The 15448-nt window shown below is 56.4% G+C and carries 13 protein-coding genes; 11 read left to right on the forward strand and 2 right to left on the reverse strand.

Going from position 1 to position 15448, the window contains the following annotated elements:
- Positions 1–3: 3 nt before the first annotated feature.
- Positions 4–1197 (reverse strand): ROK family protein, encoded by a 1194-nt coding sequence (locus tag H4N61_RS07500; protein WP_182395979.1) that lies wholly within the window; start codon positions 1195–1197, stop codon positions 4–6.
- Positions 1198–1420: 223 nt separating this feature from the next.
- Here H4N61_RS07500 and H4N61_RS07505 point away from each other — a divergent pair, with 223 nt between their 5' ends.
- The 6 genes from H4N61_RS07505 (at position 1421) to H4N61_RS07530 (ending at position 8045) form a co-directional block, all read left to right on the forward strand.
- The gene (locus tag H4N61_RS07505; protein ID WP_182395661.1) at positions 1421–2656 is read left to right on the forward strand and encodes an extracellular solute-binding protein; all 1236 of its coding nucleotides are present in this window, start codon (positions 1421–1423) and stop codon (positions 2654–2656) included.
- Between the two features lie 126 nt (positions 2657–2782).
- Positions 2783–3715 (forward strand): sugar ABC transporter permease, encoded by a 933-nt coding sequence (locus tag H4N61_RS07510; protein WP_182395662.1) that lies wholly within the window; start codon positions 2783–2785, stop codon positions 3713–3715.
- Positions 3712–4569: a carbohydrate ABC transporter permease gene (locus H4N61_RS07515; protein WP_182395663.1), complete on the forward strand. Its 858-nt coding sequence runs from the start codon at positions 3712–3714 to the stop codon at positions 4567–4569. Before H4N61_RS07510 ends, H4N61_RS07515 begins: the two co-directional genes overlap by 4 nt.
- Before the next feature lie 4 nt (positions 4570–4573).
- Positions 4574–6082, forward strand: a complete 1509-nt coding sequence (gene argH / locus H4N61_RS07520) for an argininosuccinate lyase (protein ID WP_169193992.1) — start codon at positions 4574–4576, stop codon at positions 6080–6082.
- Positions 6082–7149: a sn-glycerol-3-phosphate ABC transporter ATP-binding protein UgpC gene (gene ugpC / locus H4N61_RS07525; protein WP_169193991.1), complete on the forward strand. Its 1068-nt coding sequence runs from the start codon at positions 6082–6084 to the stop codon at positions 7147–7149. The genes argH and ugpC overlap by 1 nt, the downstream gene beginning before the upstream one ends.
- Positions 7146–8045 (forward strand): sugar kinase, encoded by a 900-nt coding sequence (locus H4N61_RS07530; protein WP_169193990.1) that lies wholly within the window; start codon positions 7146–7148, stop codon positions 8043–8045. The genes ugpC and H4N61_RS07530 overlap by 4 nt, the downstream gene beginning before the upstream one ends.
- Positions 8046–8166: 121 nt before the next feature.
- Here the strand turns inward: H4N61_RS07530 and H4N61_RS07535 are convergent, their stop codons facing one another.
- Complete coding sequence (locus H4N61_RS07535) at positions 8167–8892, reverse strand: GntR family transcriptional regulator (protein ID WP_199368487.1); 726 nt, start codon at positions 8890–8892, stop codon at positions 8167–8169.
- A gap of 133 nt (positions 8893–9025) precedes the next feature.
- Between H4N61_RS07535 and H4N61_RS07540 the strand changes: the two genes are divergently transcribed.
- The 5 genes from H4N61_RS07540 to H4N61_RS07560 all read left to right on the forward strand — a co-directional run bounded on the left by H4N61_RS07540 (position 9026) and on the right by H4N61_RS07560 (position 15440).
- Positions 9026–10600, forward strand: a complete 1575-nt coding sequence (locus tag H4N61_RS07540; protein ID WP_199368485.1) for an ABC transporter substrate-binding protein — start codon at positions 9026–9028, stop codon at positions 10598–10600.
- Between the two features lie 99 nt (positions 10601–10699).
- Positions 10700–11665: an ABC transporter permease gene (locus H4N61_RS07545; protein ID WP_182395665.1), complete on the forward strand. Its 966-nt coding sequence runs from the start codon at positions 10700–10702 to the stop codon at positions 11663–11665.
- A 1-nt stretch (position 11666) separates the two neighbouring features.
- Positions 11667–13670 carry a dipeptide/oligopeptide/nickel ABC transporter permease/ATP-binding protein gene (locus tag H4N61_RS07550; protein ID WP_199368483.1) on the forward strand — a complete coding sequence of 668 codons (2004 nt, stop codon included), beginning with the start codon at positions 11667–11669 and terminating at the stop codon, positions 13668–13670.
- Entirely contained in the window at positions 13667–14479 is an 813-nt protein-coding gene (locus H4N61_RS07555; protein WP_169193987.1) for a dipeptide/oligopeptide/nickel ABC transporter ATP-binding protein, read from the forward strand. Before H4N61_RS07550 ends, H4N61_RS07555 begins: the two co-directional genes overlap by 4 nt.
- 37 nt (positions 14480–14516) lie before the next feature.
- Entirely contained in the window at positions 14517–15440 is a 924-nt protein-coding gene (locus tag H4N61_RS07560) for a dihydrodipicolinate synthase family protein (protein WP_182395668.1), read from the forward strand.
- Positions 15441–15448: the final 8 nt, after the last annotated feature.

Here is a 15448-nt window from a genome sequence, read left to right on the forward strand (position 1 = left end):
GGGTCAGTTTGCAGGATCGGAAAGGCTGAGGTGTGGGGAGACGGTGTCGAGCAAAGGTAAAGCTGCAGCACCGAGGGCGGCCGTTAGTTGGCCGGTTTGCCCGCCTAGAACGCGCGGCAAGACGCGTTTGTCACGTGTGGCCACAGTAACGGGCAGAGGATTGATTGCTGAAATTACTGCTTCCAGAACGGCGTCAGGGAGGCCGCCACCAAAGATAATGGTTTCGGGATCGAAAATGTTTTCGAGTAGGGCCACGGTCGGCGCGAGATAATCTGCAGCGGTCTCAATCCAATCGAGCAGAGTTGGATTTTGCGCCTCGTGCAGGCGCTCGATATCTTCCACGGTTTTGGCATAGATGCCCGCCATGGCCAAACGCTCACGCAGAGCGAAAACGGATACGAACCGCTCGAGTGCGCCAGCCGGGCCTGCCTTGCCAGCGCCATTGCGCGGCACTAGGCCGATGTGACCGATTTCGCCAGCGTTGCCAAATGCACCGCGCAATGGGCGGCCATCGTGTATGACGCCGAGCCCAAGCCCAACGCCGAAATAAAGGTAACAGAAATTGGTAAGCTGGCGACCGGCGCCATAGAGGCGCTCGCCTACGACGGCGGCGGTCGCGTCGTTTTCGACAACTACATCGTGACCAGTGGCTTGGGCGAAGAGTTTTCTTGGGTCGTGGCCAGTCCAGCCTGGGAGGGTCGCCGGACCGACAGAACTCATACCCTCAATTTCAAACGGTCCGGGCATTACCACGCCGATGCCCAAAAGTTTGGGGGGCGGTGTTACGGAGAGTTCGGTTTGAAGACGGGCCACTTCATCTGCGACAAGTTTTGGCACGACCGCCGGGCCGGTATCCTCAAGTCGACTGATCGACTGCGCACGCACGCGACCAGAGAGATCGAGAAGAACGCACACCATATGGTCGGCGGCGATTTCGACGCCTGCGGTGAGTGGGCCGTCGGGATTGACTGCAAATTGGATCGGGGGCTGACCACGCCCAGAGCGAAGCCGTCCCAATTCTATCAGCATCCCCTCGGCGAGCAGCTCTTCAACGATATTGGTCACCGCTTGGGCGGTGATTTTGGCGTGGCGGGCAATTTCAGTGCGGCCCAAATGACCGTGTAATCTGATCACTTCAAGGACGACGCGGCGATTGTGCGCGCGGTTACGTTCTGGGTTGGAGCCGATAGCGACCATAGGCGGTACGGGTTTTTTGCTGCGGCTAGTCACGAGTGATCTCCGAAGGATGCGCTCAACTCATAGCACCAAAAGTCGAATGTCAAAACAATAACTCAAGTAGATTATGTTATTGACAATCGCTTGGATTCTGGGGGACGTTGAAGGCAAGCTTGGAAGGGGACTTTCAGGTCACATGGAGAGCTGTCGCTTAGGCCGACGGTCGTATGGAGGATATATACCAATGCTTCTCAAAGCAAAAATGGCCGGCCTCGCCGCTGGCATCAGCATGTTGGCACTCGGCTCCGCCCAGGCCGTTGAAATCGAATACTGGCAGTATGTGTTCGATAGCCGTGTTCAGGCTATGGACAAGCTGATCGAGAATTTCGAGGCGGCTAACCCAGGCATTACCGTCAAGCAGACCACCTTCCCTTATGCCGATTACCAGACGCGCGTTGTCGCTGCTAAGGTTGCAGGGCAGGGTCCGGATGTTGTGCAGCTCTTCTACGGTTGGACCGATCAGTTCGTGAACGGTGGCCTCATTCAGCCACTTGATCCGGCTGTGTTCCCGCACGATGAGATTGAATCAGAATTTTTCCCAATCGTCTCTGCGATGAAGCGTGGCGAAGACTATTATGGTCTGCCGACGGCGGTGCGTTCGCTTGCACTGTTCTACAACAAGGCGCACTTCGCTGAAGCTGGCATCGAGCCTCCAAACAATCTGGAAGAGCTCGTCGCTGCCGCTAAGGCCACCACCAAGGTTGATGGTAGTGGCAACATCACGTCCGCTGGTATCACACTCGATATGGCAGGGCAGGATCACCATTGGTGGCGCGAAGTACTCGTTCGTCAGTTCGGCGGCGTCCCATATGATGCAGAAGGCAACGTCGCTTATAACGACGAAGCTGGCGCAGCAGCGATGAAGTTCTATACGGACCTGCAGACCGAGCAGAAGGTTGGCCTGGTTGGTTTCATGGATGAAGGCCAGGCAGCATTCCGTGCAGGCCTTGCTGCTATGACCATCGACGGTACGTTCCGCCTCGGTGCGTTCGCTGCCAACCCATTTGAATGGGGTGTTGTCGAGCTGCCAGCCGATGCAAACGGTATGCGTTCGAACTACTCGTCCTACTTTGCTAACGGCATCGGCGCGACTGCTCAGGGTGAAGAGCTCGAAGCTGCGCAGAAGTTCCTGCAGTACATTTCCTCGGAAGAGGCAATGAACATCTGGCTGGAAACGGTTGGCGAACTGCCAGCGCGTCGCGACGCTGCACTGACCGAAGCCAATCTTGCTGACCCAATCCGCGCGCCGTTCTTGAAGGGCCTTGAATACGCGCACACCACCCGCTTCTACGACGAAGCTGGTCAGCGTACGACGGCGATCGATGCGGTTAATCGTATTCTGCTCGAAGGTCAGTCGCCAGCCGACTCCGTTGCCGCTGCAGCTGCTGCAGAGCAGGCGATCATCAACGACAACCGCTAATCGTCGGGCTTAGAGCTCGCGATTATCTCCAAAAAATCGGTCCATCCCGGTCCTTGTGATCGGGGTGGTTCGTCAGGCGGTGTGGATCTGTGGCTCTAGCGCCCGGGTGCCCCACAAGGAGCAAACATGGCGTCAACGAACGCACTTCCACAGTCAGGACCGGTTCGGCTTTGGGACCGACTGACTATCGGCCAAAAGCGTGTGATCTGGGCTTGGGTGTTTCTCATCATCCCGATCTCCTTCTACGCAGGCATTCGATTTTATCCAACGTTTCAGGCGTTTTGGCTATCGCTGACCAATTGGGACCTCTTGCGTCCGGCCAAGTTTATCGGCTTTGCGAACTATCAAAAAATGTTCGCCGATCCAGCTTTCTGGAAAGTGTTCAACAACACCTTCCTCTATCTCATCATCGGTACGCCACTGAGTTTGGTGATCTCTTTCTTGATCGCCTACTACCTCGACCGCGTCCGCTTCATGCATGGTTTCATCCGTGCGCTCTATTTTCTGCCCTTCCTAACCACGGCTGCCGCTATGGGTTGGGTATGGCGCTGGTTCTATCAGCCGGTTCCAATCGGCGTGATTAACTCCGTTCTGAGCAGTGTTGGGATCCCGCAGCAGCCATTCCTGCGCTCGGTCGATCAAGCGCTGTTCTCAATTCTCATTCCAGCCATTTGGGCAGGATTGGGCTTCCAGATCATCATTTTCATGGCAGGTCTGCGGGCTATTCCATCGACCTTTTATGAGGCCGCGCGCATCGACGGCTTGGGCGATGGTGCTATCTTGCGCAAGATCACCATTCCGCTGCTGAAGCCGACCACTGTGTTCCTCGTCGTCTTCTCGTCCATCGGTTTCCTCCGCATCTTTGATCAGGTCTACAACATGACCACCAATGATCCGGGTGGTCCGCTGAACTCGACTAAGCCACTGGTGTTGATGATTTATCAGACCGCGTTCTCGTCCTACCAGATGGGCTATGCCGCTGCGCAGACAGTGGTGCTGTTCACCATCCTGCTCATCGTCTCTCTGCTCCAGCTCTATGTGCTGAGGGAAAAGAAATGACCGCTACAACCGTTTCCTCTGAATTGGCGGCCAACCGCCGCGATATTCGTCCCGGTCGTTACATTGCATGGACGCTGCTGTTCATCGGTGGGCTGATCATGATCACGCCATTGCTGTTCATGTTCTCGACCTCGCTCAAGACGTCGGGCCAAGTCTATGACCTCAAGCTGATCCCATCCGCACCGACCTTTGACAATTATTTGAAGGTTCTGCAAGATGGCCGCTTCCTGCAGTGGTTCATCAACTCGACTTTCATTGCTGTCGTTGTGACCGCGTCGAACGTCTTCTTCGACAGTCTGGTTGGCTACACGCTGGCGAAGTTCCAATTCCGTGGCCGCTACTTCATCTTCCTCGCCATTCTGTCGACCTTGATGATCCCGACCGAAATGTTGGTGATCCCGTGGTATTTGATGTCGAGCCAGCTGGGTTGGCTGAACTCGTATTGGGGGATCATGTTCCCAGGCCTGATGACGGCATTTGGCACCTTCTTGATGAAGCAGTTCTTTGAAGGCGTGCCGAACGACTTCCTCGAGGCGGCGCGCGTTGATGGGCTGAACGAATTCACCATCTGGTGGAAGATCGCGATGCCGATGGTGGTTCCTGCCATCTCGGCTCTGGCCATCTTCTCCTTCCTCGGCAACTGGACTGCCTTCTTCTGGCCGCTGATCGTGACGACCTCCAAGGAGCTCTACACACTGCCTGTGGGTATCTCTTCGTTCTCGGCGGAAGCTGCGATCCAGTGGGAGTTGATTATGACTGGCGCGGCGATCGGCACAATTCCGACGCTGCTCGTCTTCCTTGCTCTCCAGCGCTACATCGTTCGCGGTGTTATGCTGGCCGGTCTGAAGGGCTAAGGCCATGACCGATCCACGTCTCACCGACACCTCGGTCTTTCCGGACCCAGTTTACATAGAAACCGTTCTTCGCCCCCTCTTTGATGGGGCGAAGGATCACCACGTCGAAGGTTTTCGCGCCATCGACCGTGCGCATTTGGTGATGCTGGTTGAAACCGGCATTCTCACCGAAGAGCAGGGAAGCGACATTGCTAAAGCGCTCGAGAGCATTGATGCCGAAATTGAGCCATCGTCCCTTGTTTACACCGGTGAGGTAGAAGACTTCTTCTTCCTGATCGAACGCGAATTGAAAAAGCGCGTTGGCCCGGACCTTGGTGGGCGTTTGCACACCTCCCGTTCGCGCAACGATATCGATCATACTTTGTTCAAGCTGGGTATCCGCGAGCGGTTGAACGTGTTGCTCGAGAAGGCACTGGCGCTGCATGCAGCGCTCATTGATGCGGCTGAACGGGAAAGGGCGACGCTGATAGTCGCCTATACTCATGGCCAGCCAGCGCAGCCAACCACCTTTGGTCACTACCTTTCTGCAGTCGTAGAGTTTGTTGGTCGTGACATCGAGCGGCTGTTCGAAGCATACCGCATTCTCGATTACTCGCCGATGGGTGCGGCTGCGATCACGACCTCGGGGTTCCCGATTGATCGTCACCGCGTTGCCGACCTTTTGGGCTTTTCAGAGCCTTTGCAGAATTCTTATTCCTGCATTGCGGGCGTGGATTACATCACCTCGACCTACTCAGCCATTGAACTGATGTTCCTCCATCTTGGTCGTGTCATTCAAGACTTCCAAGTGTGGACGAGCTTTGAGGTCGGGCAGATCTATGTGCCAAATAGCCTCGTGCAAATCTCCTCGATCATGCCGCAGAAGCGCAATCCGGTGCCGATTGAGCACTTGCGTCATCTTTCGAGCCAGACCGTTGGTCGCGCTCATGCCATGCTGACCGTGGTGCACAACACCCCGTTCACCGATATGAACGACAGCGAAGGGGAAACGCAGTCGATGGGCTATGGCGCTTTCGCCAGTGCCTATCGCGTGCTCGACCTGTTGGCCGCTCTGGTTGCACAAATCCGCATCAACCCTGATCGTGTGCGCGAAAACATCTCGCGCTCCTGCATCACCATCACCGAACTGGCGGACAGCCTAGTTCGGCGCGAGGGCTTGTCGTTCCGCGAGGGACACGAGATTGCGGCGGCAGTGGCCAAGTCGGTTGTCGCCCAAAAGGGCGATTTGGCCAAGGACGGCTACGCTTCATTCCGGGAGGCCTTCTTGTACGCAACCCAGCGCGAAACGGCACTGAACGAAGCCAGCTTCGCTGAAATCGTCTCGCCTGAATATTTCGTCGCTGTGCGGACACGCTACGGCGGTCCGGCACCTGAGCCGCTGAACGCGGCCATTGCTGGCTACAAAACCAAAGCAGCAGAACTTGCTGCAAAACACGAAACATTCTTGCGCCGACAGGCTGACGCCGCGCGCACGCTCAATGAGCGATTCAACGCATTAAAGGGAGCAGTCTGATGGCCAGTATCGAACTTCAGGGCTTGATCAAGGCTTACGGCAAAACCCAAGCCGTTCACGGTATTGACCTTAAGATCGAAGACGGCGAGTTCGTTGTCTTTGTCGGTCCATCGGGGTGCGGCAAATCAACGACACTGCGCATGATCGCAGGCTTGGAAGACATTTCCGGCGGCAAGCTGCTGATCGGTAATGAGGTCGTGAACCAGCGCGAACCAAAGCAGCGTAACATCGCTATGGTGTTCCAGAACTATGCGATTTACCCGCATATGACGGTGGGCCAGAACATCGGTTTTGGGCTTTATACCTCAAAGCTCTCGAAGGCTGAGAAGCAGCAGCGCATCGAAGAAACTGGCAAACTCTTGGGCCTGTCCCATCTGCTCGATCGCCGTCCTGCAGCTCTCTCTGGCGGTCAGCGTCAGCGCGTCGCTATCGGTCGCGCGATGGTACGCGACCCCGTTGCGTTCCTTTTCGACGAGCCGCTCTCGAACCTTGACGCGCAGCTGCGTTCGCAGATGCGCATGGAAATCAAAGCGCTACATCAGCGCCTTGGCACCACCATTGTTTACGTAACGCACGATCAGGTGGAAGCCATGACCATGGCCGACAAGATCGTGGTTATGCGTGATGGTCATATTCTGCAGGTGGGGTCGCCGACCGAGCTTTATGAGAATCCTCAGGATGTGTTCACCGCGCGCTTTATCGGTAGCCCTTCAATGAACATGATCGATGGCCAACTGACAGCGTCGGACCTCAGCGTCGCCGGTGCCGCCATTTCCGGGCTTACCCTTCCCGGCCATGACGCCAAGGTGCTGGTTGGCATCCGTCCGCATGATCTTGTGGTCGGTGAAAGCGACGGCAATGGTTTTGTCGCCAGCGGCCTGGTGGAGGCTGTTGAGCCGCTTGGTTCGGAAACTCTGGTGCACATTGGCCTGAATGGCAAAACCGTCATCGGTACGGCACCAGGCCGCGTTGTGCCTGCTGTGGGGGCGTCGGTGACAGTACGGGCTGAGCCCGGTTCGCTTTATCTCTTTGATGCCGTGACCGAAAAGGCTATTGGCCGCGCATGACATCGACTTCGAACAAAGCCGGGGCTGTTCTCAGCCTCGGCCGTATATATTGCGACATGGTGTTTCGCGGCCTCGACGGCATGCCGCAACTGGGGCGCGAAATCTTCGCTGATGATTTCGCTTTAACCCCAGGTGGTGGTGCGCTGATCACGGCTGCTCATGTTGCAGCGCATGGTCGGCCCTCAGCAGTCGTGGCACGCTTTGGCACGGATCCGCTTTCGCGCACCTTGGGTGGTGAGATCGAGACGCTTGGGCTGGAATTGCAGTTCCTTGATCGGCACGAAACTGCTGGTCCGCAGTTGACTGTGGTTATCGTCAATAGCGGTGATCGCGCCTTTCTCTCGCGTCGTGCGGGCTATGCACGCCCGGAAACCTTTGAGACCGCAATCGCCTGGGATCAGGCAGCGCATTTGCATATTGCCGAATATGCAACGCTTTACGAAATGCAGGATGCTGTCGCTCTGGCGAAGGCGCAGGGACTGACCGTGTCTCTCGACCCGAGTTGGGATGACACGCTTATCAAGGATCCATTGTTCTTTGAACGTGCAAAAGATGTGGATCTGTTTTTGCCAAATCTGGAAGAAGCGCAGGCCCTGACCGGGGATACAGATCCGGCCGCGGCACTGGCTAAGCTGGCATCGCATTTCCCCGTTGTTGCACTCAAGCTAGGGGGCGACGGGGCTATGCTGGCCTGCGAAGGTGAGGTGATCGCCCGCAGCAGTGCAAAGGTTGAGGTGGTCGATACGACCGGCGCTGGCGATGCCTTTAATGCCGGGTTTATCGACGCTTGGCTGAATGGCCAGCCGAAGGAGGTATGCCTCGAGGCGGCGATACTGGCGGGTACGCGTTCAGTCCAAGCGTCTGGCGGTACGGGAAGCCTGCGTGCGGCGTCCTAAAATCTGATTGCCTGGCGTTCGGCTAGCTCGTTTGGCCTTCGATGCCGGGCAGTATGAAATCTCTTGGCGTCGCTATTCTTCGGGATAGCGACGCATTCACTTGCGCAGCTGGGGCAGGGTACTACGACTTCGCCTGCTTCTGCAGCATGCGCACCAGTGGATCATAGTGAGCGATCACGGCATGGCGGTAGCCTTCATGGTCTCCGCGTTGTGCCGACCAATAGAGGTCGCTATGCGCTTGCGCTGTTTGGCGCATGTCGTCTGGAAGGGCCAGATCAAGTTTCGGCAAGACGGCCGTATGGATGTCCCAGAAAGCTGCGACGAGTTGAACGGCCAACGGATTGCCAACCGGTGACAGCATTTCAGAGTGGAAGAGCCTGTCGTCACTCAAAAAGGGTTCATTGTTATTGGAGCGCTCAACCATGTTCGTGACGAGCCGTTCGATGATCGGGTTCGCCTTGCCTTTGTGAGCGTCCACCACAGCGTCGGTGAATGCCAAGTCCAGCACTCGACGAAGTTCGATCACTTCACGCAGCGCCTCAAGATCATCGCCGGGTGTTAGCGCGCCGCGAAACACAAGTGTCTCGACAAGTGGGGTCAGGCTCATATTCCCCACGACTGTGCCATGACCATGCCTGACTTCCACGATGTCGAGTGTGGCCAAAGTGCGAATCGCCTCGCGCACCGATGAGCGGGAAACCCCAAGATCGTTACAGAGCTCCGCCTCGGTCGGGATGGCATCCCCTGGCCGCAAACCCCTTTGCATAATCAGGTGCTTGATCTGTTCGGCAGTGGTCGAGCGGCGCATCCGCAATGGGCTATTGGTGCTGTCAGTCGGTTCGCTCATTTTCCTACCATGCGTGTATTTTCGCCGTAGCGTGCCGCGATATTCCGCGTATTTCGCTTGGATACAAGGCTTGCGTGCAGCCATACATTAGGATAGAAGACGTCAGACGTCTGATGTCAACTGGAGGGAATAAGTGACTTCGCGTTCTCAAGGGATTTCTCGCCGCGCTCTCTGCCTTGCTGCAGGTGCTTTCGCCTCAATGTCGCTGTTTGGCGCATCGGCCAGCTTTGCGCAGGTAAATACTGATAATATCGACCTCGATGCCACCATTCAGGCCGGTATCGCTTACGGTCTCTCTGGCACTTTCGATCCGCTCAATGCGTCGGGTGCGGTCACTGTGGCTGCCAATTGGCACACCATGGAAGGCTTGGTTGATCTCGACCCGGTCACCCGTCAGCCTTACGCTGCCCTGGCTGCAGAAATGCCGACCAGTGCTGATGGTCTCGAGTACATCGTTAAGCTGCGTGAGGGCGCTGTTTTTCATGACGGCACCCCAGTCACTGCAGAAGACGTTGTCTTCTCGGCTCAGCGTGTGCTGGATCCAAACTCGAACTCGCTGTTCCGCTCATTCGTAGCGTTCATCGATAAGGTGGAAGTCGTTGATGCAACGACTGTAAAGTTCACCAACAAGTACCCATTCTCGCTTTTCAACGAGCGTATCGGTTCGATCAAGATCGTTCCGAAGGCACTGGTTGAGGCAGATCCGGAAGCGTTCGGTAAGCTCCCGACTGGTACGGGTCCTTACAAGCTGATTTCGGCAGTGCCGGAAGCGGAAATTGTGTTTGAACGTAATGAGGCTTACACCGGCAATCGTCCTGCGCTTGCAGCCGATATGGTTTGGAACCTCATCGCCGATCCTACTGCGCGTGTGAATGCTCTGTCGTCTGGCACAATTCAGGCGATGGAAGACGTTCCTTACATCGACGTTGACGCGGTAGCTGCGACTGCTGAGCTTGAAAAGGCCCAGTCGTTCGGTCTGCTCTTCGCGATGTTTGACACCACGAAGGCGCCGTTCAACGATGTTCGTGTTCGTCAGGCGTTTATGTATGCGATCGACATGGATAAGGTCATTGGCACTGGCATGCTCGACAACGCATCCGCTGCTAAGGGCTTCCTTCCAGAAACGCACCCGAACTTCCACGAAGCTTCGACGGTCTATTCGCTGAACCAAGAAAAGGCCAAGTCGCTTCTCGCTGAAGCGGGTGTTCCTTCGCTTGATATCACGCTGATGAGCACTGATCATGGTTGGGTGAAGGATGTTGCGCCAATCATCAAGGAAAGCCTTGATGCTGTTGGTATCAACACCACGCTCGACATCGGTCAGTCCGGCGGTCAGTACGTTAAGGTCGATGCTGGCGAAATGCAGGTCATGATCGCCCCTGGTGATCCATCTGTGTTCGGCAATGACCCAGACATTCTGATGCAGTGGTGGTTTGGCGACAACATCTGGCCAACCACGCGCTACCGTTGGGCTGAAAGCGAAGGCTACGCCGAGCTGACTCAGCTGCTTGCCGACGCACAGAAGCTGTCCGGTGAAGAGCAGACTGCAAAGTGGAACGAAGCCATGGATCTTCTTTCTGAAGAAGTCGTGCTCTATCCGCTGCTGCACCGCCAGCTGCCGACGGCTTGGAACCCAGACGAACTCGAGGGCTTTGCACCAGTTCCAACCACTGGTCTGTCCTTCCTCGATGTTGGCGTGAAGAAGTAATAGCCAGTCGCGCACATTGCGCCATTCGCAAATACGGACCTCGGGTTATCCCGGGGTCTACTTCCCCGTCACGCTTACCCAGAAGAGAGCCAAGGCGGAATGCTAAACGTGCTCAATCTGATCGGTCGCCGCTTACTGCAATTGCCGATCATGATCCTAGGGATCACCTTCCTCGTCTTTTTCGTCATGTCCTTTTCGGGCGTAGATCCAGCGATCACCGCGCTGGGCGAGGGCGCATCGATGGAGGCGCGCGCTGCCTATCGGTTGCAGCATGGGCTCGATGAGCCGTTATTGTCCCGCTACATCGATTTCCTTTTCGGCATGATCCAGGGTGATCTGGGCACGTACTCTGCGCGCCAGTTGCCAGTGATTGACGAAGTTGCTCGCGCCTTTCCAATCACGCTGCAGCTGACCTTCCTTGGGTTGATAACTGCAGTCTTCTTCTCGCTATTGCTCGGTGTGATCGCTGCGATTTATCGCGATCGTTGGCCTGACCAGCTTATCCGTGTCTTCTCGATTGCGTCGCTGTCCACCCCCAGCTTCTGGCTTGCTGTTCTTCTTATCCAAGCGCTTGGGCACAAAGTCGGTTTGATTTCTCTCCTTCCGACATCTGGCCGATTGCCAGACATGTTTGACAATTTCGGCGGTTGGTTCCTCCGCATGTTGCTGCCTTCTGTGGCGCTTGCTGTGCCTGTTGTCGGCCAGTTGTCACGTGTTGTCCGCACTGCCGTTGTTGAAGAGCTCGACAAGGACTACGTCCGCACAGCTCTCGGGGCTGGCATTCCGCGACATGTCGTTGTCGGTCGTAATGTTCTGCGCAACGCGCTTATTACACCGATCACCGTTTTGGGGCTCCGCATCGGCTATCTTATGGGCGGTGCCGTCATCATCGAGATCATCTTTAACATCAACGGCATGGGCATGCTGATCCTCAATGGTGTCAGCAACAATGAACCAAACTTGGTGCAGGGCGTGACCCTGACCGTGGCGGTCGCCTTCATCGTGATCAATGTCGTGGTCGATCTGCTTTACGTGCTGGTCAATCCGCGCATCCGGGATATCTGACGTGATCCGTACTGAAACCACCAAAAAGCTTTCTGTTCCGGGTTTAAGCCTGGTAGGCCTGAAGAACCTTCCGTTGACGTCCAAGATCGCGCTCTTTGTGCTGGCGCTCGTTGGTTTCGGCGCTGTTTTTGCGCCGCTTGTCTCGCCGTTTGATCCGCTCGCCACCGGGCTAACACGTGGCCCAGCCGGGCCGGACGCAACGCACTGGTTCGGCACTGACCGACAGGGACGCGATATCTTCTCTCGTCTTGCCTATGGCGCCCGCTATTCTCTGATTATCGGTATAGCTGCGACCTTCGTTGCGCTCATTGCCGCCTCTGTCTTGGGCGCAATTGCTGCAACCGCTAGTAAGCTCGTTTCCGAGACGCTTATGCGTGTCCTCGACATGGTCATGTCGTTCCCGGGCATTGCTCTGGCAGTTGTATTCGTCACCGTGTTTGGCCAGAACCTGCCAGTCTTGGTCTTCACCATTGCCTTCCTCTATGTGCCGCAGATGACCCGTGTCATTCGTGCAAATATCATTGGCCAATATGGCGATGACTATGTTGCTGCGGTGCGCGTTATGGGCGCCTCCACACCGCACATTCTGATCAAACACGTCGCTCGAAATTGCTTGGCACCAGTGTTGGTTTTCGCAACCATCCTTGTTGCCGATGCGATTGTGTTTGAAGCTTCGCTCTCCTTTATTCAGGCTGGTGTTCCCGACCCGGAGCCAAGTTGGGGTAATGTGATGGCCGCCGGTCGTCAGCTCGTCATGTCCGGCAGCTGGTGGTCGACTTTCTTCCCCGGCATGATGATTACGATTACAGTTTTGGCGCTCAATATTCTTGCCGAAGGCATGACGGACGCCATGGCGGCACCTCGTGCTCGCGCAGCGATCAACCAGAGCCAAGTTGCAGCCGCGATCGATCAGCTCACTGCGCCAAAGGCCCAGGGTAATGAGGCGGTAGCGGGTGACGCGGTCGTCCCACTCGAGGATCGTCTTGCCGAACTCCGACGCATTGAGTTGGCCCGAACGGATCGCCTCGTGGGTGACGACAGCAAGGCTCCACTTCTCGAAGTTAAGAACCTTTCGATAGCCTTCCCAAGACACGGCAATGTCAACGTCGTGGACGAGATCTCCTTCTCGGTTCGTCCGGGAGAGACCGTTGCGCTCGTTGGCGAAAGTGGTTGCGGCAAGTCCATCACGTCGCTTGCGGTTATGGGTCTTCTTGATCCGAGGGCGAAAATCACGGGCGAGATTCTGTTTGAAGGTAAGAACCTTCTCACCATGACCGAGAAGGAGCGCAATGCTCTGCGCGGTAAGGGCATCGCCATGATTTATCAGGACGCGCTGTCGTCGCTGAACCCGGCTATGTTGATCCGCAGCCAGATGGCCCAGCTCACCTCGCGTGGTGGGACCCGCACGGCTGAAGACCTGCTCACCATGGTTGGACTTGAGCCACAGCGTATCCTCAATTCGTATCCGCATGAGCTTTCGGGTGGACAGCGGCAACGCGTACTTATCGCCATGGCGCTTACCCGCAATCCGCGTCTGGTCATCGCCGACGAACCGACTACGGCACTCGACGTGACCGTACAGAAGCAAGTGGTTGAACTGCTCAATCGTCTGCGCGAAGAACTCGGCTTTGCAATGCTCTTCGTGTCTCACGATCTGGCCTTGGTTGCTGAAATCTCCCACCGCATTTCGGTGATGTATGCTGGCCAGATGGTTGAGCAGGGTAAAACCCGTGAGGTTCTGACTCAGCCGGTGCACGAATACACCCGTGGCTTGCTTGGTGCTGTTCTCAGCATCGAAGCGGGTGCTTCCCGACTTCACCAGGTGAAGGGCACAGTACCTTCTCCGCGTGAATTCCCGGAAGGCGATCGTTTCGCACCACGGTCATCTGACCCTGAGCGCAATGCGGGTGTGCGTCGGGTCTTCCGCCAAATACCAAACATGCAGCATTTTTATGCAGCTCATCCCGATGACGCCTTGGTTCAACCTTTGGAGCAAAACGCATGAGCACGGATGCATCCGAAAAGGGCGAGGCCCTTATTGAACTGCGCAACGTCTGCGTCGACTTCCGTATCCGGTCGTCCATTCTGAAGCCGGTTTCGCTTCGTGCACTCGATACTATTTCCCTTGCGGTTCATCGCGGCCGCACCTTGGGTGTAGTGGGCGAATCTGGTTCAGGAAAATCGACCGCTGCGAAAGTGTTGATTGGTCTTCTGGCACCGAGTTCGGGTCAGATTTTCTTTGGCGGCGAAGAGGTCAAGAAGTTCGACGCGAAGACGCGCAAGCGTATTGGTCGGGTGGTGTCGGTTGTGTTCCAAGATCCGGCTACCGCACTCAATTCGCGAATGCTTGTCAGGGATGCGCTGGTTGATCCATTGCAGGTCCACGGCATTGGCGACGACAGCTCGCGTCAGCGTCGCGTCTCTGAGTTGGTTTCTTTGGTCGGTCTGCCGCAATCCGTGCTTGACGCAATTCCAGCTCAACTCTCAGGCGGGCAACGCCAGCGTGTTGCGATTGCTCGCGCTCTCGCACTAGAGCCTCAGGTGATTGTTGCCGATGAGCCGACGTCGGCACTCGACGTTTCGGTTCGGGCGCAGATTCTCAATCTTCTCCAGGACCTCAAGCGCGAGCTTAATTTGGGGATGGTTTTCATTTCCCACGACATTCAGACCGTACGCCACATCTCGGACGATATCGCCGTGATGAACCGCGGCAAGGTCATCGAATATGGACCGGGCGCTCAGGTGCTCGGCTCTCCGTCCCAAAACTACACCCGTACTCTGCTCGCGGCAGCGCCAAGCCTGCTGCACGTTTAGTCGGATCCTCCTTAACCTCCTGACCCTTGGTCCTCTCATGTCTAAGCACGTTTATCACGGCATCGTTCCTCCAGTCGTCACACCGCTCAATGCGGACGGCACCGTCAATTTTGACGATCTCACCAACCTCGTCGAGTACCTGATTGCCTCCGGCGTGCACGGCCTATTCGCCCTCGGCTCGACCGGCCAGGTCTGCTATTTGTCTGAGGAAGATCGCGTCGCGATCGTTCGCCACATCGCCAAGGTCAACGCTGGTCGCGTTCCGATTATCGCTGGCGCGATGGAAGTCTCCCCGCAGACCGTCATTCGCACCGCCAATAAGATGATTGAAGCCGGCGCAGACTCCATCGTGACCACCGCGCCAATGTACACCATCAACGATGAAGCTGAAGTGGCTGACCACTTCCGCATCATCAAGGCGGGTATTTCGGTTCCACTGTTCGCCTACGACATTCCGGTGCGCGTTCACAAAAAGCTGTCGCCTAAGCTGCTCGTTCAGCTCGGTAAGGAAGGCGTCATTGCTGGCGTGAAGGACTCTTCGGGCGACGACGTGTCGTTCCGTCGCCTCATTGCCTACAACGAAGCTGCCGGTAAGCCATTGGTACTGTTCACCGGTCACGAAATGGTTGTTGATGCCATGGCTCTTATCGGTGCCGATGGTGCCGTTCCTGGCGCTGCGAACTACGAAGCAGCGGCGTACGTCCGTTTGTGGGACGCTGCTAAGGCTGGCGACTACGCGACTGCCGTCAAGGAACAGAAGTTCATCAACGATCTTTTCGAAGTCGTTTTTGTACCGGCTGGTCGCTCGGGTGACGCTACCGGTGTTGGCGCGTTCAAGGTCGTTATGGCCGCACGCGGCATTATTTCGTCGGCAACGATGACCGCGCCTCTGAAGGGTTTGGATGCGGAAACTACTGCCAAGATTGAAAAGATCGCCCGCGATCTCGGCGTGATCAGTTAATCTGAATA

Source organism: Devosia sp. MC521 (assembly GCF_014127105.1).
In the GTDB taxonomy this organism is placed as follows: domain Bacteria; phylum Pseudomonadota; class Alphaproteobacteria; order Rhizobiales; family Devosiaceae; genus Devosia.

Excerpts from the sequence above, each read along its gene's own strand:
- H4N61_RS07510 (WP_182395662.1), top strand. The coding sequence starts at position 2,783 with ATGGCGTCAACGAACGCACTTCCACAGTCAGGACCGGTTCGGCTTTGG.
- H4N61_RS07535 (WP_199368487.1), bottom strand. The coding sequence starts at position 8,892 with ATGAGCGAACCGACTGACAGCACCAATAGCCCATTGCGGATGCGCCGC.
- ugpC (WP_169193991.1), top strand. The coding sequence starts at position 6,082 with ATGGCCAGTATCGAACTTCAGGGCTTGATCAAGGCTTACGGCAAAACC.
- H4N61_RS07555 (WP_169193987.1), top strand. The coding sequence starts at position 13,667 with ATGAGCACGGATGCATCCGAAAAGGGCGAGGCCCTTATTGAACTGCGC.
- H4N61_RS07505 (WP_182395661.1), top strand. The coding sequence starts at position 1,421 with ATGCTTCTCAAAGCAAAAATGGCCGGCCTCGCCGCTGGCATCAGCATG.
- H4N61_RS07515 (WP_182395663.1), top strand. The coding sequence starts at position 3,712 with ATGACCGCTACAACCGTTTCCTCTGAATTGGCGGCCAACCGCCGCGAT.
- H4N61_RS07545 (WP_182395665.1), top strand. The coding sequence starts at position 10,700 with ATGCTAAACGTGCTCAATCTGATCGGTCGCCGCTTACTGCAATTGCCG.
- argH (WP_169193992.1), top strand. The coding sequence starts at position 4,574 with ATGACCGATCCACGTCTCACCGACACCTCGGTCTTTCCGGACCCAGTT.
- H4N61_RS07530 (WP_169193990.1), top strand. The coding sequence starts at position 7,146 with ATGACATCGACTTCGAACAAAGCCGGGGCTGTTCTCAGCCTCGGCCGT.
- H4N61_RS07560 (WP_182395668.1), top strand. The coding sequence starts at position 14,517 with ATGTCTAAGCACGTTTATCACGGCATCGTTCCTCCAGTCGTCACACCG.
- H4N61_RS07500 (WP_182395979.1), bottom strand. The coding sequence starts at position 1,197 with ATGGTCGCTATCGGCTCCAACCCAGAACGTAACCGCGCGCACAATCGC.